At 64.2% G+C, this 19,686-nt stretch carries 11 protein-coding genes and 4 pseudogenes; 8 read left to right on the top strand and 7 right to left on the bottom strand.

Annotation, left to right across the window (positions count from 1 at the left end; translation table 11 throughout):
* Positions 1 to 5 precede the first annotated feature (5 nt).
* On the top strand, positions 6 to 689 hold the full coding sequence (locus ACWPWT_RS15065; RefSeq protein WP_454280363.1) for a cupin domain-containing protein: 684 nt from the start codon (positions 6 to 8) through the stop codon (positions 687 to 689).
* A gap of 147 nt (positions 690 to 836) precedes the next feature.
* Here ACWPWT_RS15065 and ACWPWT_RS15070 read toward each other — a convergent pair whose 3' ends face one another.
* Complete coding sequence (locus ACWPWT_RS15070) at positions 837 to 2,117, bottom strand: NAD(P)/FAD-dependent oxidoreductase (RefSeq protein WP_454280364.1); 1,281 nt, start codon at positions 2,115 to 2,117, stop codon at positions 837 to 839.
* 323 nt (positions 2,118 to 2,440) lie between these two features.
* Here ACWPWT_RS15070 and ACWPWT_RS15075 point away from each other — a divergent pair, with 323 nt between their 5' ends.
* The 4 genes from ACWPWT_RS15075 (at position 2,441) to ACWPWT_RS15090 (ending at position 8,467) form a co-directional block, all read left to right on the top strand.
* Positions 2,441 to 3,298, top strand: a complete 858-nt coding sequence (locus tag ACWPWT_RS15075; protein ID WP_454280365.1) for a GNAT family N-acetyltransferase — start codon at positions 2,441 to 2,443, stop codon at positions 3,296 to 3,298.
* Complete coding sequence (locus ACWPWT_RS15080) at positions 3,298 to 4,767, top strand: NAD-dependent succinate-semialdehyde dehydrogenase (RefSeq protein ID WP_454280366.1); 1,470 nt, start codon at positions 3,298 to 3,300, stop codon at positions 4,765 to 4,767. Before ACWPWT_RS15075 ends, ACWPWT_RS15080 begins: the two co-directional genes overlap by 1 nt.
* A complete protein-coding gene (locus ACWPWT_RS15085) occupies positions 4,764 to 5,837 on the top strand; it encodes a tartrate dehydrogenase (protein WP_454280367.1) in 1,074 nt (357 codons plus the stop codon). Before ACWPWT_RS15080 ends, ACWPWT_RS15085 begins: the two co-directional genes overlap by 4 nt.
* A gap of 500 nt (positions 5,838 to 6,337) precedes the next feature.
* A complete protein-coding gene (locus ACWPWT_RS15090; protein WP_454280368.1) occupies positions 6,338 to 8,467 on the top strand; it encodes a TonB-dependent siderophore receptor in 2,130 nt (709 codons plus the stop codon).
* Between the two features lie 290 nt (positions 8,468 to 8,757).
* Here ACWPWT_RS15090 and ACWPWT_RS15095 read toward each other — a convergent pair.
* Positions 8,758 to 9,516 (bottom strand): annotated as a pseudogene (locus ACWPWT_RS15095) (IS3 family transposase); the annotation flags it as partial.
* Between the two features lie 107 nt (positions 9,517 to 9,623).
* Between ACWPWT_RS15095 and istA the strand changes: the two are divergent.
* Entirely contained in the window at positions 9,624 to 11,135 is a 1,512-nt protein-coding gene (istA, locus tag ACWPWT_RS15100) for an IS21 family transposase (protein WP_454278192.1), read from the top strand.
* Entirely contained in the window at positions 11,122 to 11,850 is a 729-nt protein-coding gene (gene istB / locus ACWPWT_RS15105) for an IS21-like element helper ATPase IstB (protein WP_062127353.1), read from the top strand. The genes istA and istB overlap by 14 nt, the downstream gene beginning before the upstream one ends.
* 181 nt (positions 11,851 to 12,031) lie before the next feature.
* Here istB and ACWPWT_RS15110 read toward each other — a convergent pair.
* Both ACWPWT_RS15110 and ACWPWT_RS15115 read right to left on the bottom strand, forming a co-directional pair.
* Positions 12,032 to 12,411: pseudogene (locus ACWPWT_RS15110) on the bottom strand (transposase); the annotation flags it as partial.
* Between the two features lie 47 nt (positions 12,412 to 12,458).
* Positions 12,459 to 12,803: pseudogene (locus ACWPWT_RS15115) on the bottom strand (integrase core domain-containing protein); the annotation flags it as partial.
* 56 nt (positions 12,804 to 12,859) lie between these two features.
* On the opposite strand from ACWPWT_RS15115, the pseudogene ACWPWT_RS15120 reads away from it, so the two are divergent.
* Positions 12,860 to 13,819: pseudogene (locus ACWPWT_RS15120) on the top strand (IS481 family transposase).
* Between the two features lie 83 nt (positions 13,820 to 13,902).
* Here ACWPWT_RS15120 and ACWPWT_RS15125 read toward each other — a convergent pair.
* From ACWPWT_RS15125 to ACWPWT_RS15135, 3 genes are all read right to left on the bottom strand, one after another.
* A complete protein-coding gene (locus ACWPWT_RS15125) occupies positions 13,903 to 15,015 on the bottom strand; it encodes an S-(hydroxymethyl)glutathione dehydrogenase/class III alcohol dehydrogenase (protein ID WP_454280369.1) in 1,113 nt (370 codons plus the stop codon).
* 74 nt (positions 15,016 to 15,089) lie between these two features.
* Positions 15,090 to 17,672 carry a TonB-dependent receptor gene (locus tag ACWPWT_RS15130; protein WP_454280370.1) on the bottom strand — a complete coding sequence of 861 codons (2,583 nt, stop codon included), beginning with the start codon at positions 17,670 to 17,672 and terminating at the stop codon, positions 15,090 to 15,092.
* Positions 17,673 to 17,862: 190 nt separating this feature from the next.
* Positions 17,863 to 19,521: an AMP-binding protein gene (locus ACWPWT_RS15135; protein WP_454280371.1), complete on the bottom strand. Its 1,659-nt coding sequence runs from the start codon at positions 19,519 to 19,521 to the stop codon at positions 17,863 to 17,865.
* Positions 19,522 to 19,686 lie beyond the last annotated feature (165 nt).

Consider the following 19,686-nt stretch of genomic DNA (forward strand, 5'->3'; position numbering starts at 1 on the left):
GCGCGGTGACGGTGGCGTCCTTCGTCGATCTGCGGGCCTTTGCCGATGGTGTGACGGTCCCGCCGGGAGATTATCTCGGCGCGCGGGTGGCGCTTCCGCTGCCCGCCGGTCCGGTGTCGGTCGAGGCGATCCGGTTGGAGGCGGGAAGTGGAAGTGCTTCATCGGTCGCCGATGAATTCGTGATCGTACTGACCGGAAGCCTGACGCTGAACGGCCTGACATTGTCGTCGGGATGCAGCGCAGTGGTGCCGGGGAATGTCGTCACCCACTGGCAGGCGGGGCCGGGCACCACCGCGCTGGCGATGCGCTGTACGAGCGGCCCGCCGGGGGCGGACATGGTCGTGGCCATTGACGAGGGTGCCGAACTGGCTCCCTCGGGCGCGCCGCTCGCGGCCTTGCTGGTCGGCGAGACGCCGTCATGCCGCAACCATACGGACTATCGTTCGGCGAATGGCGAGTTCGTGTGCGGAACCTGGGATTCGACGCCCTATCACCGCTTGCCGATGCGCTATCGCCATTATGAGCTGATGCATCTGCTGGAGGGAGAGGTCTCGTTCCGTGACGAGGCCGGCCGCACGGGCACGTTCGCGCGGGGCGATGTGTTTCTGGTCGAGCAGGGGGCGCAATGCTCCTGGCTGAGCACGACACAGGTCAAGAAAGTCTATGCCATCTTCAGACCCGCCGAATAGCGGGAGGGGATGCGGATCGAACAACATTCGCCCTGCCGCGTCGGACCGCCGTAGGATATTCTATCCCGACATTGGCCCTGTGTCGGCCGGCGGTCTGGCAGGGCCGAATGCGCCGGAGGATGGACTGACGACTACAGCGACGCCGCATCAATGCCGCCAGTCTTGGTATCGATAATAGGCGCCGACGAAGGGGAGGAACCAGGGCGGCCCCCAGTGGCCGGGGATCGCGGGCCAGTCGATGCCGTGGAAAGGGTTTTCATCCGCCTCGCGCGCGCCCGTGATGATCCTTGCCATGCGCTGCCCCATCAGGACCGACATCTGCGTGCCGTGCCCACTGAAGCCGGCCGCGTAATGGATGCCGTTGCGGACTCCCGCGCGTGGCAGGCGATCGGCGGTCATGTCGACGACTCCGCCCCAGGTGTAATCGATCGGAACCGTCGCCAGCGCAGGGAAGACGCGGCGCATCGCGTCCTGCAGGATCGCGCCGCTCTTGGCATCGCTGCGCGGGTTCGACAGCGCAAAGCGCGCGCGTCCGCCGAAGATCAGGCGATCGTCGGCGGTCAGGCGGAAGTAATTGCCGATATTGCGGGTGGTGGTGCAATTGCGCCGCCCCGGCATCACCTGGCGCGCCAGGTCGCCGAGCGGTGCGGTGGCGATGATGAAGCTGCCGATCGGCACGATCCGCCGCCGGAGCCAGCTGAAGGGGCCGGTCATCGAGGCCCCAGTCGCCAGCAGTACCTCCCGTGCCTCGATCGTCCCGCCTGGCGTGACCAGCCGATGCCGCCCGCCGGAGCCGCGCTCAATCCGTATCAGCGGCATATGTTCGTACAGTCGGGCGCCGTGCCTGACGGCGGCCGATGCCAGACCGGTCGCGAACCGACCCATGTGGAGCGAGGCGCTTCGCGGGAATATTGCGCCGCCGTGAAAGGCCGGGGAGGCGATCTCCGAGGCCAGCTCGCCCGGCGCAAGCAGTCGGATATCGGGTTCGACATGACGCGCCAGAATGTCCGCCGCGCGGGCGATCTTGTCATAATGGGCGGGCTTGTCGGCGAGCTTGAGCTTGCCGTTGCGTACAAAATCGCACGCGATCGCTTCTTCGGCGATGATCGTCTCGACCAGGTCGACGCCGGCGTCGAACGCGCGGTAGATGGCGGTGGCCCGGTCAAGGCCGAAGCGAGCGGCCAGCGCGCCGAAATCGCCCGCGATGCCATTGTTGCACTGGCCGCCATTGCGGCCCGAAGCCTCGCCAGCGACCTGCCCCGCCTCGATGACGACGACCTGCGCGCCCGACCGCGCCAGGCTGCGCGCCGCCGACAGGCCGGTGAAGCCGCCGCCGACGACGACGACGTCCGCCGTGTCCGGCATGGGGACACGTGCGGCGTCGGCGAACTGCGAACTGGTATCCGTCCAGTATGATTCCAGCTTCATAACCCGCCGAAAGCTCCACCGGGCGTCATTGCCCCCTGCGCTATATCGTGCGTCGCGCAGCCGACAATGTCGCACTGGATTGTCGGCCGATGGCGGCGGATCATGCCGATCACGGTGGCGTGTACCGCACGCCATATCGTGCCTGGCCTGCGAACCGCGACCCCCGTGGCGGTCCGATCGGACGGGTGGCGGGTGACAACGGCAGGAACTACTGGAAGAATCGCGTTTTCCCCATAGCGACCGCCGGAACGCGGACATCGCGGCATCTGATGCTGCGTCGTGGCGTTACGATAAGGGACGCCTTTTCAATGGAGACTGCGGGCATGGCTATAATGCTCGATAATCGACTGACCCTGCGCAAGATGGAGCCCACCGACGTGGCGGCCGTCCACCGATTGTCGAAAGCCGAACAATGGCCCCATCGCGAAGAGGATCTCGCCGATATGCTGGCGGTGGGGCAGGGCATCGTCATGGAGATGTCCGGCGAGATCGTCGGCAGCACGATGTGGTGGCGCGCCGGGGAAGCGGTGACGACACTGGGGATGGTGATCGTCTCGCGCCAGCATCGCGGCGCGGGATTCGGCCGGATCGCCATGGAGGCCGCGCTCGACGCGATCGGCGACGGCAGCGTGATGCTCAATGCCACTGAGGAAGGGCTGCCGCTCTATCGCAAGCTGGGGTTCAACGGCATCGCCGAGATTCGCCAGCATCAGGGCACTGCATTTCATGCGCCCCTCGTACCACTGGATGGTAACGAGCGTATTCGCCCGCTGGGAGGCGCCGATGCCGGAATCGTCGAAGGGCTAGTCGAGGCGGCGACCGGCCTGACGCGCCCCGCGATCATGGAGTTGCTGCTCGAGAAGGCGCACAGCATCGTCCTCGACCGCGACGGCACCGTCACCGGCTGCGCCCTGTTCCGCCGGTTCGGGCGCGGTTATGTGGTGGGGCCGGTCGTCGCGCCCGACGTGCTGCGGGCCAAGGCGCTGATCGCTCAGTGGCTGGGTTCGCGCAGCGGTGAGTTCATCCGTCTCGACATTCCGGGCGAATGTCATCTGAGTGGCTGGCTGGAGGAACTAGGGTTGGTGCAGGTCGGCCGGGTCGTCACGATGGTCCGCGGGCCGGTGCCGCCGGTCGCCGCGCCCGGCCAGTCCTTCGCGATCATCAGCCAGGCGCTCTGCTGATGGCCGCGCTTGATCTTCGGGAACCCGGCCTGTTCGTCGAACGCGCGCTGATCGACGGCGAATGGATCACCGCCCGCTCGGGCGCGACCCTGGACGTCACTGATCCGGCGACCGGAGCGACGATCGGCACCGTGCCGGCATGCGATGCGGACGATACCGAACGCGCGATCGCCGCCGCCGCCGCCGCCTTGCCCGGCTGGCGTCGGCGTACCGCCGACGATCGGGCCTCGCTGCTGGAGTCCTGGCACGCGCTGATCCTGGCGCATGCCGAGGACCTGGCGCGGATCATGACAGCCGAACAGGGCAAGCCCCTGGCGGAGGCGCGCGGCGAGGTCGCCTATGCCGCCAGCTTCGTCAAATGGTTCGCCGGGGAAGGGCGGCGGATCGAGGGGCATATGATCCCCGCGCCCACCGCCGGTCGGCGCATCCTGGCGCTGCGCGAGCCGGTCGGGGTGTGTGCCGCGATCACACCGTGGAATTTCCCGGCGGCGATGATCACCCGCAAGATCGCTCCGGCGCTGGGGGCGGGTTGTACCGCGGTCGTCAAGCCGTCCGAACTCACGCCTTACACGGCGCTTGCTCTGGGCGTACTGGCCGAGCGGGCGGGGCTGCCCGCCGGGGTGCTCAACATCGTCACCGGCCTGCCCGACGGGATCGGGGCAGCGATCACGGCCTCGGCCATCGTGCGCAAGCTGTCCTTCACCGGATCGACCCGCGTCGGCGCGCTGCTGATGCGCCAGTCGTCCGACACGCTGAAGCGGCTGAGCCTGGAACTGGGCGGCAACGCGCCGTTCATCGTGTTCGACGATGCCGATATTGATCTGGCGGTGGCGGGCGCGATGGCGAGCAAATTCCGCAATGCCGGGCAGACTTGCGTCTGCGCCAACCGCATCCTGGTGCAGGAGGGCATCCATGACCGCTTCGTCGCCGCACTGGGCGAAGCGGTCGCCGCGCTGAAGGTCGGGGACGGACGCGTCGAGGGCGTCACCATCGGCCCGCTCATCAACGCCGCCGCCACCGCCAAGGTCGCGGCGCATGTCGCCGACGCGCTGGCCCGGGGCGGGCGGATCGCCGCCGCACCCGACGGCGCGCGCGAGGACGAGCGCTTCGCGCGGCCCGTGCTGTTGACCGGTGCGACGCCCGACATGCGGCTGGCGAGCGAGGAGACGTTCGGCCCGGTCGCCCCGATCTTCCGCTTCGGCCGCGAGGAGGAGGCGGTCGCGCTCGCCAATGCGACGCCATTCGGCCTGGCCAGCTATTTCTATACCGACGACCTGCACCGCGCATGGCGCGTCGCGGAAACGCTGGAGTTCGGCATGGTCGGCCTCAACACCGGCGGCCTTGCCATGGAGATGGCGCCGTTCGGTGGCATCAAGGCGTCGGGGCTGGGCCGCGAGGGGGGCCGCGAAGGCATCGACGAATATCTGGAAACCAAGGCATTCCACTGGGGCGGGCTGAAAGGACTATGAGCGGCAGGCAGTATCGGATCGCGGTCATTCCTGGCGACGGTATCGGCAGGGAGGTGGTGCCCGAGGGCATCCGCGCACTGGAGGCAGCCGCGGCCGCGCATGGCTTTACCATCGAACAGCAATGGCATGATTTCGCCTGCTGCGACTATTATGCGCGGCACGGCATGATGATGCCGGAGGACTGGAAGGCGCGGATCGGCGATGTCGATGCGATCTTCTTCGGTGCAGTCGGCTGGCCGGATACGGTGCCCGATCACGTCTCGCTCTGGGGCTCGCTGATCCAGTTTCGCCGCGAATATGACCAATATGTCAATCTGCGTCCCGCCCGGCTGATGCCCGGTGTCCCATGCCCGCTGGCCGGACGGCAGCCGGGCGACATCGACATGATGATCGTGCGCGAGAATACCGAAGGGGAATATAGCGCGATCGGCGGCACGGCCTTTCCCGGCACCCCGCGCGAGGTGGTGTTGCAGGAAACGGTGATGACCCGCTTCGGTACCGACCGCATCCTCCGCTACGCCTTCGACCTGGCGCAGACGCGGCCCGCCCGGCATCTGACCAGCGCGACCAAGTCGAACGGCATCGCCATCACCATGCCGTGGTGGGACGGCCGCGTCGAGGAAATGGCGGCGCATTACCCCGAGGTGCGCACCGACAAATATCATATCGACATTCTCGCCGCGCAATTCGTGATGAACCCCGATCGGTTCGACGTGGTGGTCGCGTCCAATCTGTTCGGCGATATCCTGTCCGATCTGGGCCCCGCCTGCACCGGTACGATCGGCATCGCGCCGTGCGGCAACATCAACCCCGACCGCTCGGTGCCGTCGCTGTTCGAGCCGGTCCATGGCTCCGCCCCCGACATCGCCGGGCAGGGCGTCGCCAATCCGGTCGGCCAGATCTGGTGCGGCGCGATGATGCTGGACCATCTGGGCGAGACCGCCGCCGCCGCGTCGATGGTGCGCGCGATCGAGGACGTACTGGCCAGCGAGAACGGGCGCACCCGCGACCTGAAGGGACGGGCGGATACGGTCGCGTGCGGCAAGGCCATCGCCGCCACCATCGATTGATCGAGGCAGATCAAGTCCTCGCGATCGGGAGCTTGGCGGCACGGATCCCTGCTCCCGGTCGTATCGATACGGTCCCCTAGGGACTTCTTCGCTCATGCTCCCCGCTCGCCGATAGACGTCGCTCCTCCTGCCCGGTCGTCTACGCCATGACGTCGATGGCGCGGCCCGCCGGTTGGGAACCGACCGGCTCATGGCACTGGTAGGGGGGCTCCTTCCATCCTCTATGCACACGGCATTTCCTGCGTGCTGGGGAACTTTTTTGCGTTGTAAACGTGTCGCGCTGCCAGCAATTCGCAACAAAATGCCTAAGGGGGGCGACCATTATCAGGTGGTCAAAGAACCTGTTCGTGACACGCCGCGCCAGAGCCCTGTTATAAGAACAAAAACAGAAGCAGCGGGACGACAGGTCAGGAGGACGGTCAGCACCGACATTTCTTTAAAAGGGGGGCATCATGACGTTTCGCACTTTTCTTTTGTTAGGCGCGATAGGCTATCAATTCATGGCGGCTAACGCCGTGGCGCAGGATGCTCCAAAAGCTGAGGTGCAAGAAAGCGAGGCGTCGAGCGCAGAGCGCGTCAACGGTGATATCGTCATCACTGGTCAGCGTCAGCAATATGTCTCCGACATTCCGGCCATCGAAGTTCCACAAAGTGTTCAGGTGCTCACCGCTCAGACACTGCGGGACGCGGGTATTACCCGTCTCGACAATGCTCTCGACTTCGCAAGCGGTATCGCTCGCCAGAACAATTTCGGTGGCATCTTCGACAGCTTTGCCTGCCGCGGCTTTGCGGGCGACGAGAACACGGCCAGCAACTATCTGGTCAACGGCTTCAATGCCGCGCGTGGCTATGGCGGTGCGCGCGACACGTCGAACGTCGAGCGGATCGACATTCTGAAAGGACCCAATTCGGCGCTGTTCGGTCGCGGCGAGCCGGGCTGCACGGTGAACATCGTCACCAAGAAGCCCCATTTCGAACTCGGGGGCAGCGGCACCCTGTCCTATGGCAGCTTCAACACGTTGCGTAGCGAAGGCGATATCAATGTGCCGCTTTCCGGCTCGCTGGCGCTACGGGTGACCGGGGCGGCGGAAAAGGCGGACAGCTTCCGCGACACCATCCATACGCGGAAATGGACGGTCACGCCCTCTTTCCTGTGGAAGATGGCGCCGGACACCAGCCTGTCCTACGAACTCGAATATATCCATCAGGAGGTTCCGTTCGATCGCGGTATCGTCGCGGTGAACGGCAAGCTCGATACCCTACCGATTTCCCGTTTTCTGGGCGAACCAGGCGACGGGCCGATCAAGGTGGAGGCGCTGGGCCATCAGGTCCAGCTCCAGCACGACTTCAGCCAGGACTGGTCGGTGATCCTGGGGGCGGGCTATCGCGAGACTTCGCTGCTGGGCTATTCGACCGAGGCGGAACTGGCGGCGGGGCGGCAGAAGCTCTACACCGACGGCCGGACCCTTTCGCGCATCCGCCGCTATCGCGACTACAGCACGACGGACCTGACCTTCCGCGGCGAAGTCAGCGGCAAGTTCGACACCTTCGGTCTTGGTCACCACCTGCTCGTCGGGGCGGACTGGGACGATTATGAAATGACCATCATCCAGGGGCGCTATCGCCCGCCAGCGGTCGCGTCACAGCGGACCGCGGCGATCGGCAACAGCGTCGATATCTTCGCGCCGGCCTATGGCAAGCTGCCGGCGACGCCGATCTTCCAGAATTATATCGAGCGCCAGTTTTCCTATGGCGTCTATTTTCAGGATCAGATTGACGTCAGCAGCCGCCTGAAGGTCCGCGTCGGCGGTCGTTACGACAATTTCGAGCAGGACATCCTCAACCGGTTCGCCCGTACGCGCACAGGGCAAGCCAGATCGACCTTCAATCCGCAGGCCGGTGTGTCCTTCCTGCTGTCCGACGCCGTGTCGCTCTATGCCAATTACGGCCGGGGCTTCCGGCCGAACACCGGCACGACGTTCGACAACCAGCCTTTCGTGCCGGAACGTACCCGATCCTATGAAGGGGGCGCCAAAATCTCGCTGTTCAACGAACGCGTCACCGGAACGCTCGCCTATTTCAATACCAGGAAGACGAACGTGCTGACGGCCGATCCGGTCAATTCGGGCTTTTCGCTGGCGGTCGGCGAGGCGCAGAGTCAGGGCGCGGAATTCGAACTGTCGGGCAAGCTTCCCGCCGGGTTCCGGCTTCAGCTGAACTATTCCTATATCGATGCCCAGGTGGCGAAGGATGCGCTCGACCCGAACTTCGGTTTCGCGCTGCGCAAGGGCGATCCGTTGATCGGTATTCCGAAGAACAGCGGCAGTGCTCTCGTCTTCAAGGATTTCGATATCGGCGAGTCGGCCCTGACCTTGGGAGCCGGGGTGAATTACGTCGGTAAACGGCTGGGCGAGACGGGTTTCCGCTTCTCTGACGGATCGTTCTTCTACCTGCCCGGCTATACGTTGACGCGCGCGCTCGTGACGTTCTCGCCCAGCAAGTCGATCCGGATTTCGGGCGAAGTCACCAACTTGTTCGACACTAGCTATTACGCAAGCTCCTACTCGCGCCTGTGGGTGACGCCGGGAACGCCGCGACAGTTCATGGGCCGGATCGGATTCTCCTTTTAAATCAGGGGCCGGCTGCAACGATCGGCCGAACGAGGGGGTAGCGAGACGGAAATAGAGGCGATCATGGTCGCGCTGCCCCGGCGCTGCTCCCTGGCAAACTACTGAATAGCGGGAACGCCGATGACGGGTTGAAGGCCGCGCAAATATTCGCGCGGCCTTCATCTTCCCGTGAGCTGCCCCCTTTTTAGTGGTCCATCGGCTATGACAGTCTGGACCAAGGACGACGGTCCCCCAGTTTCTCATCCGGGTGCGATGCGAGCTTCCGGACTGCATGACGGTCCCCCGGTTTCTCATCCGGGCATGATGCGAGTTTCCGGTTTGCATCCGTCGGGGTTAACCCCGACGGATGCAGCATATTCGGCTGGCGTGAGCCAGCCAAGCGCCGTGTGAGGACGGCTCTCGTTATAGTCCCGCCGCCAGGCCTCGATCTTGGCACGAGCGTCCGCCAGCGACAGGAACCAGTGGCTGTTCAGGCACTCGTCGCGAAGCCGGCCGTTGAAGCTCTCGACGAAGGCGTTGTCGGTCGGTTTGCCCGGCCGCGAGAAATCGAGCGTGACGCCGTTCTCATACGCCCATCGGTCGAGCGCCTTCGAGATGAACTCCGGGCCATTGTCCACCCGAATGGTCTTCGGTGCACCACGTACTGACGCGATCCGCGTCACCGCCGCGACAACCTGCTCGCCCTTGATGCCCTGATCGACGTCGATCGCCAGCGCCTCGCGGGTGAACGCATCGACCACCGTCAGTGCCCGCAGCCGCCGGCCATCGAACAAGGCATCCGAGACAAAGTCCATCGACCACATCTCGTTGGGCGCCGAGGCCGCAGGCTGGCGTTCGCGGTTCGCCGCGCTGACGTTGCGACGGGGACGCTTGAGCCGAAGGCTCAATCCATCCTCCCGATATAGCCGGTAAACCCGCTTGTGATTCACCAGCCAGCCCTCCCTGCGCAGCAGGATGTAGATCCGAAAATAGCCATAGCGCACCCGTGCTGCCGCCAGATCGTGGATGCGCAGCCGCAGCGGCGCCTGGTCCGGCTTGTGTGTGGATCGGCGTGGAAAAGGGACCCCGGTAGCGGGGTGATCGGCGTCGAAAAGGGACCCCTCATCCCGTTGGTCTAGGCTGTTCGCTTGGCGGTGTGTCAGGCGGCGAGATCGGGATGCTGGTATTGGAGACGGTGTTGAGGATCCGGCGCGAGCACGCGTCGGGGAAGGCCATCAAGGCGATAGCGCGGGACCTGCACCTGTCGCGCAAGGTGGTGCGCAAGGCGATCCGGGCGCCGGAAGCGGACATGGGGTATCGGCGGGAGGTACAGCCGCTGCCGAAGCTGGGGCCATTTCAGGCGCGACTGGATGCGTTGCTGGAGGAAGATGAGGCACGGCCGCGGCGCGAGAAGCTGCGCCTCACGCGCATCCACGACCTGCTGCTGCGCGAGGGGTTCGACGGCTCGTACGACGCGGTGCGGCGTTATGCGGCCCGCTGGCGCCGGGCGCGACGTCGCGATGTGATGAATGCGCCGGCGTTCATCCCGCTGCTGTTCCGGCCGGGCGAGGCTTACCAGTTCGACTGGAGCCACGAGGACGTGGAGATTTCGGGCAAGCCGATGCGGGTAAAGGTCGCGCATGTCCGGCTATGCGCGTCGCGGGCAATGTATGTGCGAGCCTATCCCCGCGAGACACAGGAGATGCTGTTCGACGCGCATGCGCGGGCGTTTGCCTTCTTCGGAGGTGTGCCGACGCGCGGCATCTACGACAACATGAAGACGGCGGTCACGAGCGTGTTCACGGGCAAGGAGCGTGTCTTCAACCGGCGCTTCCTGGTCATGGCCAACCATTACATGGTCGAGCCGACCGCCTGCTCGCCGGCGTCGGGCTGGGAGAAAGGTCAGGTCGAGAACCAGGTGCAAACCGCACGCGGCCGCTTCTTCCAGCCACGCCTGCGATTTACCAGCCTCGAGGAGCTGAACGGTTGGCTGGAGGCCGAGTGTCGGCGCTGGGCAGAGTTGCACCAGCATCCCGAGCAGAAGGAACTGACGGTTGCTCAGGCCTGGGCTGCCGAGCGCAGCGTGCTCCAGCCTGTTGTCGCACCCTTCGACGGCTTTCATGAGAGCGAGCATGCGGTAAGCGGCACATGCCTCATCAGCTTCGACCGCAATCGCTACTCCGTTTCTGCCAGGGTGGTGCGACGTGCCGTTCAGGTCCGCGCCTATGCCGACCGCATCGTCGTGCGCTGCGACGGTGAAGTCGTCGCCGACCATCCCCGGTTCTTCGGCCGCGACCGGACCATCTACGACCCGTGGCACTATCTGCCGGTGCTGGTGACCAAGCCGGGTGCCCTGCGCAACGGCGCACCGTTCCAGGGCTGGGAGTTGCCGCCTGCGCTGGCACGACTGCGGCGCAAGCTTGGCACCGGCGACGATGCCGACCGGCGGTTCGTGCGGGTGCTGGCAGCGGTGCTCGACGACGGGCTGGAGGCGGTAGAAGTGGCCGTGCGCGAAGCATTGCTGGCCGGCGTCGCCAGCGACGACGTCATCGTCAACATCCTGGCCCGCCGGCGCGAACCGCCGCGACCGCTGACTATTGTCACGCCAGAAGATCTGGCGCTGCGCCATCCGCCCCGTGCCGACTGCAACCGCTATGACAGCCTGCGAGGTCTCCATGCAGCGGCATGAGATGATGACGGCCATGGCCGAGTTGGGGCTGAAGGGCATGGCTGGCGCCTTCGACGAGGCGGTCACTACCGGTCTCCAGCGCAAGCGCACGACCATGGAGGTCCTGACCGACCTGCTGCGTGCCGAGGCGACGCACCGCCATGCAGCCTCGGTCCGTTACCGGATGTCGGCCGCCAGGTTACCCGCGGTGAAGGACCTCGACGCCTTCGTCTTCGGCGACACTCCCATCAACGAGGGACTGGTGCGCTCGCTGTACAGCGGCTCGTTTCTTCCGGGCCAACGCAACGTCGTGCTGGTCGGTGGAACGGGTACCGGCAAGACGCATCTCGCCACCGCCATCACTGCCAATGTGGTACGAGCCGGCGCCCGCGGACGCTACTTCAACACAGTGGACCTGGTGAACCGGCTCGAGGAGGAAACGCGCCTCGGCAAGGCCGGCACGCTGGCGGCCCAGCTTTCGCGCCTCGATCTCGTGGTGCTCGACGAGCTTGGCTACCTGCCGTTTGCACGCTCGGGCGGTCAACTGCTCTTCCACCTCGTCAGCAAGCTCTACGAGAAGACCTCGGTCATCGTCACCACCAACCTGGCCTTTGGTGAGTGGCCGACCGTCTTTGGCGACCCCAAGATGACCACCGCGCTGCTCGACCGCATTACCCACCATTGCGACATCGTCGAAACCGGCAACGACAGCTGGCGCTTCAAACATCGAAGCTGAAGCCTGGGGCACCGGCAGAGAACGCTTCGTGCTGGTTGCGCCTCCGGTCGGGCTACGCCCGCCCTACGCCGCAACCAGCACGAACAGTGCGCCCGTCATACCCGTTACGCTGCTCGACGAAGGGGGTCCCTTTTGGACGCCGATAGGGGGTCCTTTTTGGACGCCGATTGACAGGCTTGTGCGACACGTAGCGCACCGATGAGCGGTCGACGCCGAGCGCGAGGCAACTGCGCCGCTCGCTGACGCCGTGGGACGCCTGGACGTACGCGACGATCTCGCGCCGTCGCCCAGGCGTCAGAGCTTTTTTGCTAGGACATCCTGCAGGATATGCTTGTCCAGGCTCAGATCCGCGACGAGCTGCTTCAGCTTGCGGTTCTCGTCCTCGAGTTGCTTGACCCGCCGCAGCTCGCCGACGCCCAGCCCGCCATACACCTTCTTCCAGCGATAAAAGGTCTGCTCCGATACGCCCATACGGCGGATGACCTCCGCCACCGGCGTGCCCGTCTCCGCCTGCTTCAGCGCAAACGCAATCTGCTCTTCCGTGTATCTCGACTTCTTCATGTCCCAGCTCCTTGCCCGCAGGCTTCAAAGGGCCGGAAAACTCTCACTCAGCTTGGATGAAAAAATAGGGAGGACGTCATGCATCCGCCGGGGTTAACCCCGGCGGATGCAGCATATTCGGCCGGCGTCAGCCAGCCAAGTGCCGTGTGAGGACGGCTCTCGTTATAATCTCGACGCCAGGCCTAGATCTTGGTTCTTGCGTCCGCCAGTGACAGGAACCAGTGGGTGTTCAGGCACTCGTCGCGCAGGCGGCCGTTGAACGACTCCACGAAGGCGTTGTCCGTTGGTTTGCCTGGCCGGTTGAAGTCCAGCGTGACGCCATTCTCATAGGCCCAGCGGTCAAGCACTTTCGAGATGAACTCCAGGCCATTGTCCACTCGGTTGGTCCTAGGTGTTTGATCCCACGATTTGATGGTGTGATCCTTTCGCTGGAATGGAAGGAAGCCGCATGGGACAAGTTCGTCATGGGTGCGCCACGATCACGCACGCCGTCCGAGCCGCAATACAGCGCGCCAAGCTTCGCTCGCGACGCTAAGCCGTGAGTTGGGGATCAACCCGAAGACGGTCGCGAAGTGGCGTAAGCGGGCGACCGTCGAGGACCTGAAGACCGGGCCGAAGGCCCCTCATTCGACAACCTTGTCCGAGGCCGAAGAGGCGATGGTTGTGGCGTTTCGACGTCACAACCTGCTGCCGCTCGACGATTGCCTCTAACGCTCTGCAACCATCGATCCCGCACATGACGCGCTCAGCGCTGCACCGATGCCTCCAGCGGCATGGTATCCCCCGCCTGCCGGACGTCGAAGGGGACAAGCCGAAGCGCCAGTGCTTCAAGCGTTATCCCATCGGCTTCTTCCACATCGATATCGCCGAGGTGCAGACCGCCGAAGGCAAGCTGTACCTGTTCGTTGGCATAGATCGCACGAGCAAATTCGCGGTCACCCAGTTGGTCGACAAGGCTGACAGGCGCACAGCGTGGGAGTTCCTCGAACACCTGCTGAAGGCCGTGCCTTATCGCATCCACACGATCCTAACCGACAATGGCATCCAGTTCGCCGAGCAGCCGCGCAATCGCAATACCGCCTGGTCGCGTCAGATGCGCTTCGACATGATCTGCGAGGCAAACGATATCGAGCACCGGCTCACCAAACCGAACCATCCCTGGACCAACGGCCAGGTCGAACGGATGAACCGCACCATCAACGAGGCCACCGTCAAGCGCTTCCACTACGATACCCACGAACAGCTTCGGACGCACCTCGCCGACTTCATGGCCGCCTACGACTTCGCCCGTCGGCTTAAGACGCTCAACGGGCTCACACCCTACGAATACATCGCCAAGATCTGGACGTCAGAGCCAGACCGGTTCAGCGTCAACCCGATCCGCCAGATGCCGGGACTGAATACCTAAGTACTGGAACGTCGGCGGTATGATCGGGTTCAGCGGTGGAATGTGCCATTTGGGGGTGCCAAACTTCACCGACCGCTTCTTCGTCAGAAGATCACCACGCCGCGGATGCTTTCGCCCGCATGCATCAGGTCGAAGCCCTTGTTGATCTCCTCCAGCGTCAGCCGGTGGGTGATCATCGGATCGATCTCGATCTTGCCGTTCATATACCAGTCGACGATCTTGGGCGTGTCGGTCCGCCCGCGCGCGCCGCCGAACGCGGTGCCGCGCCAGTTGCGGCCCGTCACCAGCTGGAACGGCCGGGTGCTGATCTCCTTGCCCGCCTCGGCCACGCCGATGATGATCGACGTGCCCCAGCCGCGATGGCACGCCTCCAGCGCGGTACGCATCACCTCGGTATTGCCGGTTGCGTCGAAGCTATAGTCCGCGCCGCCATCGGTCAGCTCGAGGATCTTCGCGATCGTTTCCTCGCGCGACAGACCCTTGGAATTGAGGAAGTGGGTCATGCCGAAGCGGCGGCCCCATTCCTCACGGTCGGGGTTGAGGTCGACGCCGATGATCCGGCCCGCACCCGCCAGCTTGGCGCCCTGGATGACGTTCAGGCCGATGCCGCCCAGGCCGAAGACGACGATATTCTCGCCCGGCTGGACCTTGGCGGTGTTGACCACCGCGCCCACGCCCGTCGTCACGCCACACCCGATATAGCAGCTGGTGTCGAACGGCGCGTCCTCGCGGATCTTGGCGACCGCGATTTCGGGCAGGACGGTGAAGTTCGAGAAGGTCGAGCAGCCCATATAATGGAAGATCGGCTGGCCCTTATAGCTGAAGCGGGTCGTGCCGTCGGGCATCAGGCCCTTGCCTTGCGTCGCGCGGATCGCGGTGCACAGGTTGGTCTTGCCCGACAGGCACGACTTACACTGGCGGCATTCGGGCGTGTAGAGCGGGATGACATGGTCGCCCGGCACGACGCTGGTCACGCCCGCACCCACCTCACGCACGATGCCGCAGCCTTCATGGCCGAGCACGCTGGGGAAGATGCCTTCGCTGTCCAGGCCGTCCAGCGTATAGGCGTCGGTATGGCAGATGCCGGTCGCCATGATCTCGACCAGGACCTCTCCGGCCTTGGGTCCTTCCAGATCGAGTTCGACGATTTCGAGCGGCTTCTTCGCTTCGAAGGCGACGGCGGCGCGGGTCTTCACGGTAACGGATACTCCAGTGGTAAAAAAAGCAAGGGAAGTAGGGAAGGGATCGCGGTGCGATCCCTTCCCGGTCGTCAGAAGCGAACAGTGCCCTCCACGCCGAAGGTTCTGGGCAGGGCCCGGACCAGATAGCCCGCGCCGGTGATCCCTTCATTGGGATAGCCGCCCGGAAAATAGAGCTTGTTGGATAGGTTCTTGCCCCACACCGAAAGGGTGTAGCGATCCGTCACATAGCTGATACGGCTGTTGAAGACCCAGTAATCGCCCTCACCATTCGTGTATGGGCCGGTGGCGAGGTTCTTCAGGACGCCACGACTGTAATCCTTGAAGGAGTCGTAGTAGAAGCGCCCCGAATAGGCGGTGTCGCCATGGACCTTGATCGTGCCGCCCCCGACTTCCGCCGCATTCCAGTCGAAGGCGAGATTGATCGAGGATGTCGGTGCGTAGGGGAAGGGGTTGCCGCCCACACTGACGCTGCCCGCGCCAGACTGGACGCAGGAACCCTGTTGCGCCGGATATAGCCCGCTGAGGTTCAGGGCCGCGCAGGTCGCCTGATCGAAGTCCTTATATTTGCTGTCGAGCAGGCCGAGCGATGCACTCAGCGTCAGGCGGTCGGTCGCGGCGAATTCGACATCCAGTTCGAGGCCCTTCATCGTGCCGTCGAGCGTGATGATGTTCGCGGGCACGCTCTGGTCGACGACCTGGCTCTGCTGGTTCTTGTAGTCATAATAGAAGAAGCTGCCGTTGACCTGTAGCCGATTGTCGAGGAAGCGGGTCTTGAACCCGGCCTCATAGGCGTTCACCTCCTCCGGCTTGACGAAATAGACCTGTGGCGAACTGATATAGGCCAGGCCGTTGAACGTCCCGGCGCGATAGCCGCGACTATAGCTGGCATAGAGCATGACGCCGTCCACCGGCTTCCAGTCCAGGATGGCGCGCCCCGAGATCCGGCTGGTCTTGCCGTCCTTGTTGACGCCGCCGGGCACGGTTCCTCCGGTGGCCGGGATCACCACGGCCCGGGCCTCATTATAGACCGGCGACAGGAAATAGGGCGCGCCATAGGCCGACACGGCGAGCATCCGTGCATTGCCCGCATCGTCGTAATAGGTGGTGATACCATCGCGATATCGGGTGGTGTCGGTGGTGTAGCGCAGGCCTGCGGTGAACTTCACTGCCGGGGTGATTTCATAGCTGCCTTCGCCATAGACCGCCCAGCTTTCACGTTCCTGCCGGAAATGCTGCTTACCGAGAATGCCGGTCGGCACCGAACCGCCCGATAGCACCGATCCATTGAAGCCCCCCGCCGGGTTGAACCATGTCGCGGGGAGGCCAACGGCCGCACGCACGTCGCTCAGCAGGTTGAAGATGTCGATGGCGTTGTTCGACGTGACCGAATCCCAGCCATAATAGGCGCCCGCGATCATCTTGAGCGGGCCGTTGCTGTAATCGAGCCGCAGATCCTGGTTGAAGGCCTTGAAATTGGAACGATAGCCATTCGAACACAGGCGCAGCGGGCTGCTGTCGCAATCGGTCTGTGTCTGGAGATAGAGACCGGAGTCATAGCCGGTGATCGAGGTGAGGTTGAGCCTGCTGGTGAGGTCGGCCTTCACCGTCAACACGGCGCCTTCGGTGCGGGTGACGGCGCGGCCGATCGTATCCTGTTCTATCTCGGTATCCGACAGGCCCGCCCGGCTATAGCTGCTCGGCAGAAGACCGGCACCCGCGGAGCCAAGCGCGCTAAATAGCGGCGAGAGAATGAAATTGGGATTTTCATAGTCGAACAAGCCCGGGTTGGACTTGTACGGACCAGCGCCGATCGAGGCCGCCGCGCCCCCGGTCGATTTGGACGCATAGCCCTTCAGCGTGATGTCGAGGGCGTCGACCGGCTTGAACCGCATTGTGCCCCGAAACGCATAGCTCTCATCGCCGCCCGGATCGCGGCCCGTCGCGAAATTGCGACCGGACGCGCCTCCCGCCGCCGTCGTGTTCAGACCGGCGGGCATCAGATTATGGATATAGGGATCCATTTTGACATAGGTGCCCGCGATACGGATACCGAACCGGTCCTCGACGGGTGTCAATTCGATCGCGCCTTCAAAATTCCTGCGGTTGTAATTGGCGTAGCCGGCCGTCAGATAACCGTTGTCGCCCTTCAGGGCGGGCTTGCGGGTGATGAAGTTGATCGCGCCGCCCGTCGTGTTGCGGCCATAGAGCGTGCCCTGGGGTCCGCGCACCACTTCGACCTGGTTCAGGTCGTAGAGCTGCTGGCCCTGGCTCGCGCGGAAGGTCTGATAGACCTCGTCGACATAGACGCCGACAGGCGATGCCGCGCTTGCGCTGAGTTCGGTGCCGACGCCGATACCCCGCAGGGTGAAATTGGGCTGCTGCGGACCATAAGCCGACGACACCTGAAGATTGGGCATCGAGCCGTTCAGGTCCGACGTGTCGAACACGCCCTGGTTGGCGAGTTCCGACGATGAAATGGCCGATACGGCAACGGGAACGTTTTGAAGGTTCTCCGCCCGCTTGGTGGCGGTCACGACGATCTCTTCCAGCCCCCCGGCCTGCGTCTGTGTCTTGCTCGCATCCTGCGCGAATGCCGGCATCGCGATGCATGTCGCGATGGCGAGAATGCTGATGCCCCCGACCCTTTTCATGTGAAGCTCCCTGATGAGGTCATTGCATCTGAGTGCATTGGTGACCCGTTGCGCCTGGGCATCAGCAGTTAGGGGTAACGGGGTGCGTGGATCCTGTTGCAAAAGCCCCGAACGCTGGTGCCAGGGATCAAGGTGCCCGACATCTGCCCCTCTTCTTAGGACCTGTTTGCCGCTTTTTGATGGAGCCAGTTTAGCTCGGGGGCTGGTCCATGGCGCGTAACATGAAGCGTTGTACCTTGCCGCTGGGGGTTTTCGGCAGTTGCGGCAGGAACGCGATCAGCCGGGGATAGGCGTGGGCGGACAGTCGGGTTTTGACATGCGCTTTCAGGGCATCGGCCAGCGCTGGCGTTGGCGCAAATCCCGCGTTGAGGACGATGAACGCCTTGACCAGTTCGGTGCGTCCCGGGTCGGGCACGCCGATGACGGCTGCCTCCATCACGGCAGGATGTTCGATCAATGCACTTTCCACATCGAAGGGGCCGATGCGATAGCCCGATGAGGTGATCACATCGTCGGCGCGTGCGATGAAGCTGACGCTGCCGTCCGGCCCCAGTTCCACCATATCCCCCGTCCGGTAATAGCCGTCACGAATGGCGGGGGTGGGTTGGTGCCAATATCCGCCGAACCAGAAGAGCGGCGATCGGGTGATGTCGATGGCCAGTTCGCCCGGCTCGTTGACGCCCCGTTCGCGGCCGTCCTCCCCCAGCACGGCGACCCGGTAGCCGGGCATCGCGACACCGGCCGAACCGATGCGGACGGCGTGCGATAGGCCATGATGGTTGTTCACCACCATGCCCATCTCCGTCTGGCCGTAATGATCGTGCACCGGCACGGCGAGCTGGGCGTCGAACCACCGGATGACCTCGGGGTTCAGCGGTTCGCCTGCACTACTTACGGCGCGCAGCATGCCCCTTGCCTTCGCGGCCGCGGCGCCGCCTTCCGCCATCAGCAGACGATACGCGGTAGGCGAGCCGGCAAGGTTGGTGACGCCGAGCCGGGCGATGAGATCGAAGGCGGTCTCGGCGGAAAAGACGCCATCATATAGGATCGTCGCCCGCCCAAGCAGCAGCGGCCCGGTGATCCCGTAATAGAGTCCATAGGCCCAGCCTGGGTCCGCGATATTCCAGAAATTATCCTCCGCTCGCAGGTCTATCGCCCAGCGCATATAGGCGCCGATCGCGATCAACGCCTTCAGCGGCACGCCCACGCCTTTGGGAAGGCCAGTGGACCCCGATGTCGACATCATGAGGAAGAGGTTCTCGCCCGTTCGCAAGACCGGCACGAAATTGGTCGACATCCCTGCCACCTCGGCCCGGAAGTCGATGTCGCCGACCATGAGCGGTTCTTCCCGCGTTCGGACGAGCGCGATCGGTGGACATTGTGCGATGTCGGTCAGCTTGGCGCGATTGGCACTGTCCGTCACGACCAGCACGGCTTGGCTGAGACCCAGCCGATGGGCGATCGCCTTGGGGCCGAAGGCGGTGAACAGGGGCTGATAGGTCGCCCCGATCCGCCAGACGCCCAGGATCGTCGCGACCAATTCGATCCTTCGCGGCAACAGGCCTGCTACGACGTCGCCGGGCTGGACGCCGTGCGCCGCCAGCATATGCGCCACCTGCGCCGACAGGTCGCGCAACGCGGCGAAGCCATGGTCATGGCGTGTGCCGTCCGCCGCGATCGTGACCAGCGCCACATCGTCGCTATCGGCATAGCGGTCGCAACATTCGACGCAGGCGTTGACACTGCCCGAAAGGCATCCCGAAAGCCGCGCTCGCTCGCGTTCGATGCAAAAATCCTCGACCGCCTTCCCGTAATCAGGGACGGCGGCCGATGCCGCTATGCCGGTCATGCGTTCGATCCTCTCCACGATCACGCCGCATTGATGCGGTCTATCGTACGGCCCACCTTTATCGTTGGGTCTCCGCTGCGCCCGGCGGGTGGAGGCGGCGGCTTGGATCAATGATGATGATGCGTTCGCGCCTGCGGACGGATCAAATTGGACCGGAATGGCGGC

The sequence above is a fragment of the Sphingomonas sp. Marseille-Q8236 genome, from assembly GCF_965112005.1.

Excerpts from the sequence above, each read along its gene's own strand:
- ACWPWT_RS15070 (WP_454280364.1), bottom strand. The coding sequence starts at position 2,117 with ATGAAGCTGGAATCATACTGGACGGATACCAGTTCGCAGTTCGCCGAC.
- ACWPWT_RS15090 (WP_454280368.1), top strand. The coding sequence starts at position 6,338 with ATGGCGGCTAACGCCGTGGCGCAGGATGCTCCAAAAGCTGAGGTGCAA.
- ACWPWT_RS15085 (WP_454280367.1), top strand. The coding sequence starts at position 4,764 with ATGAGCGGCAGGCAGTATCGGATCGCGGTCATTCCTGGCGACGGTATC.
- istB (WP_062127353.1), top strand. The coding sequence starts at position 11,122 with ATGCAGCGGCATGAGATGATGACGGCCATGGCCGAGTTGGGGCTGAAG.
- istA (WP_454278192.1), top strand. The coding sequence starts at position 9,624 with ATGCTGGTATTGGAGACGGTGTTGAGGATCCGGCGCGAGCACGCGTCG.
- ACWPWT_RS15135 (WP_454280371.1), bottom strand. The coding sequence starts at position 19,521 with ATGACCGGCATAGCGGCATCGGCCGCCGTCCCTGATTACGGGAAGGCG.
- ACWPWT_RS15130 (WP_454280370.1), bottom strand. The coding sequence starts at position 17,672 with ATGAAAAGGGTCGGGGGCATCAGCATTCTCGCCATCGCGACATGCATC.
- ACWPWT_RS15080 (WP_454280366.1), top strand. The coding sequence starts at position 3,298 with ATGGCCGCGCTTGATCTTCGGGAACCCGGCCTGTTCGTCGAACGCGCG.
- ACWPWT_RS15075 (WP_454280365.1), top strand. The coding sequence starts at position 2,441 with ATGGCTATAATGCTCGATAATCGACTGACCCTGCGCAAGATGGAGCCC.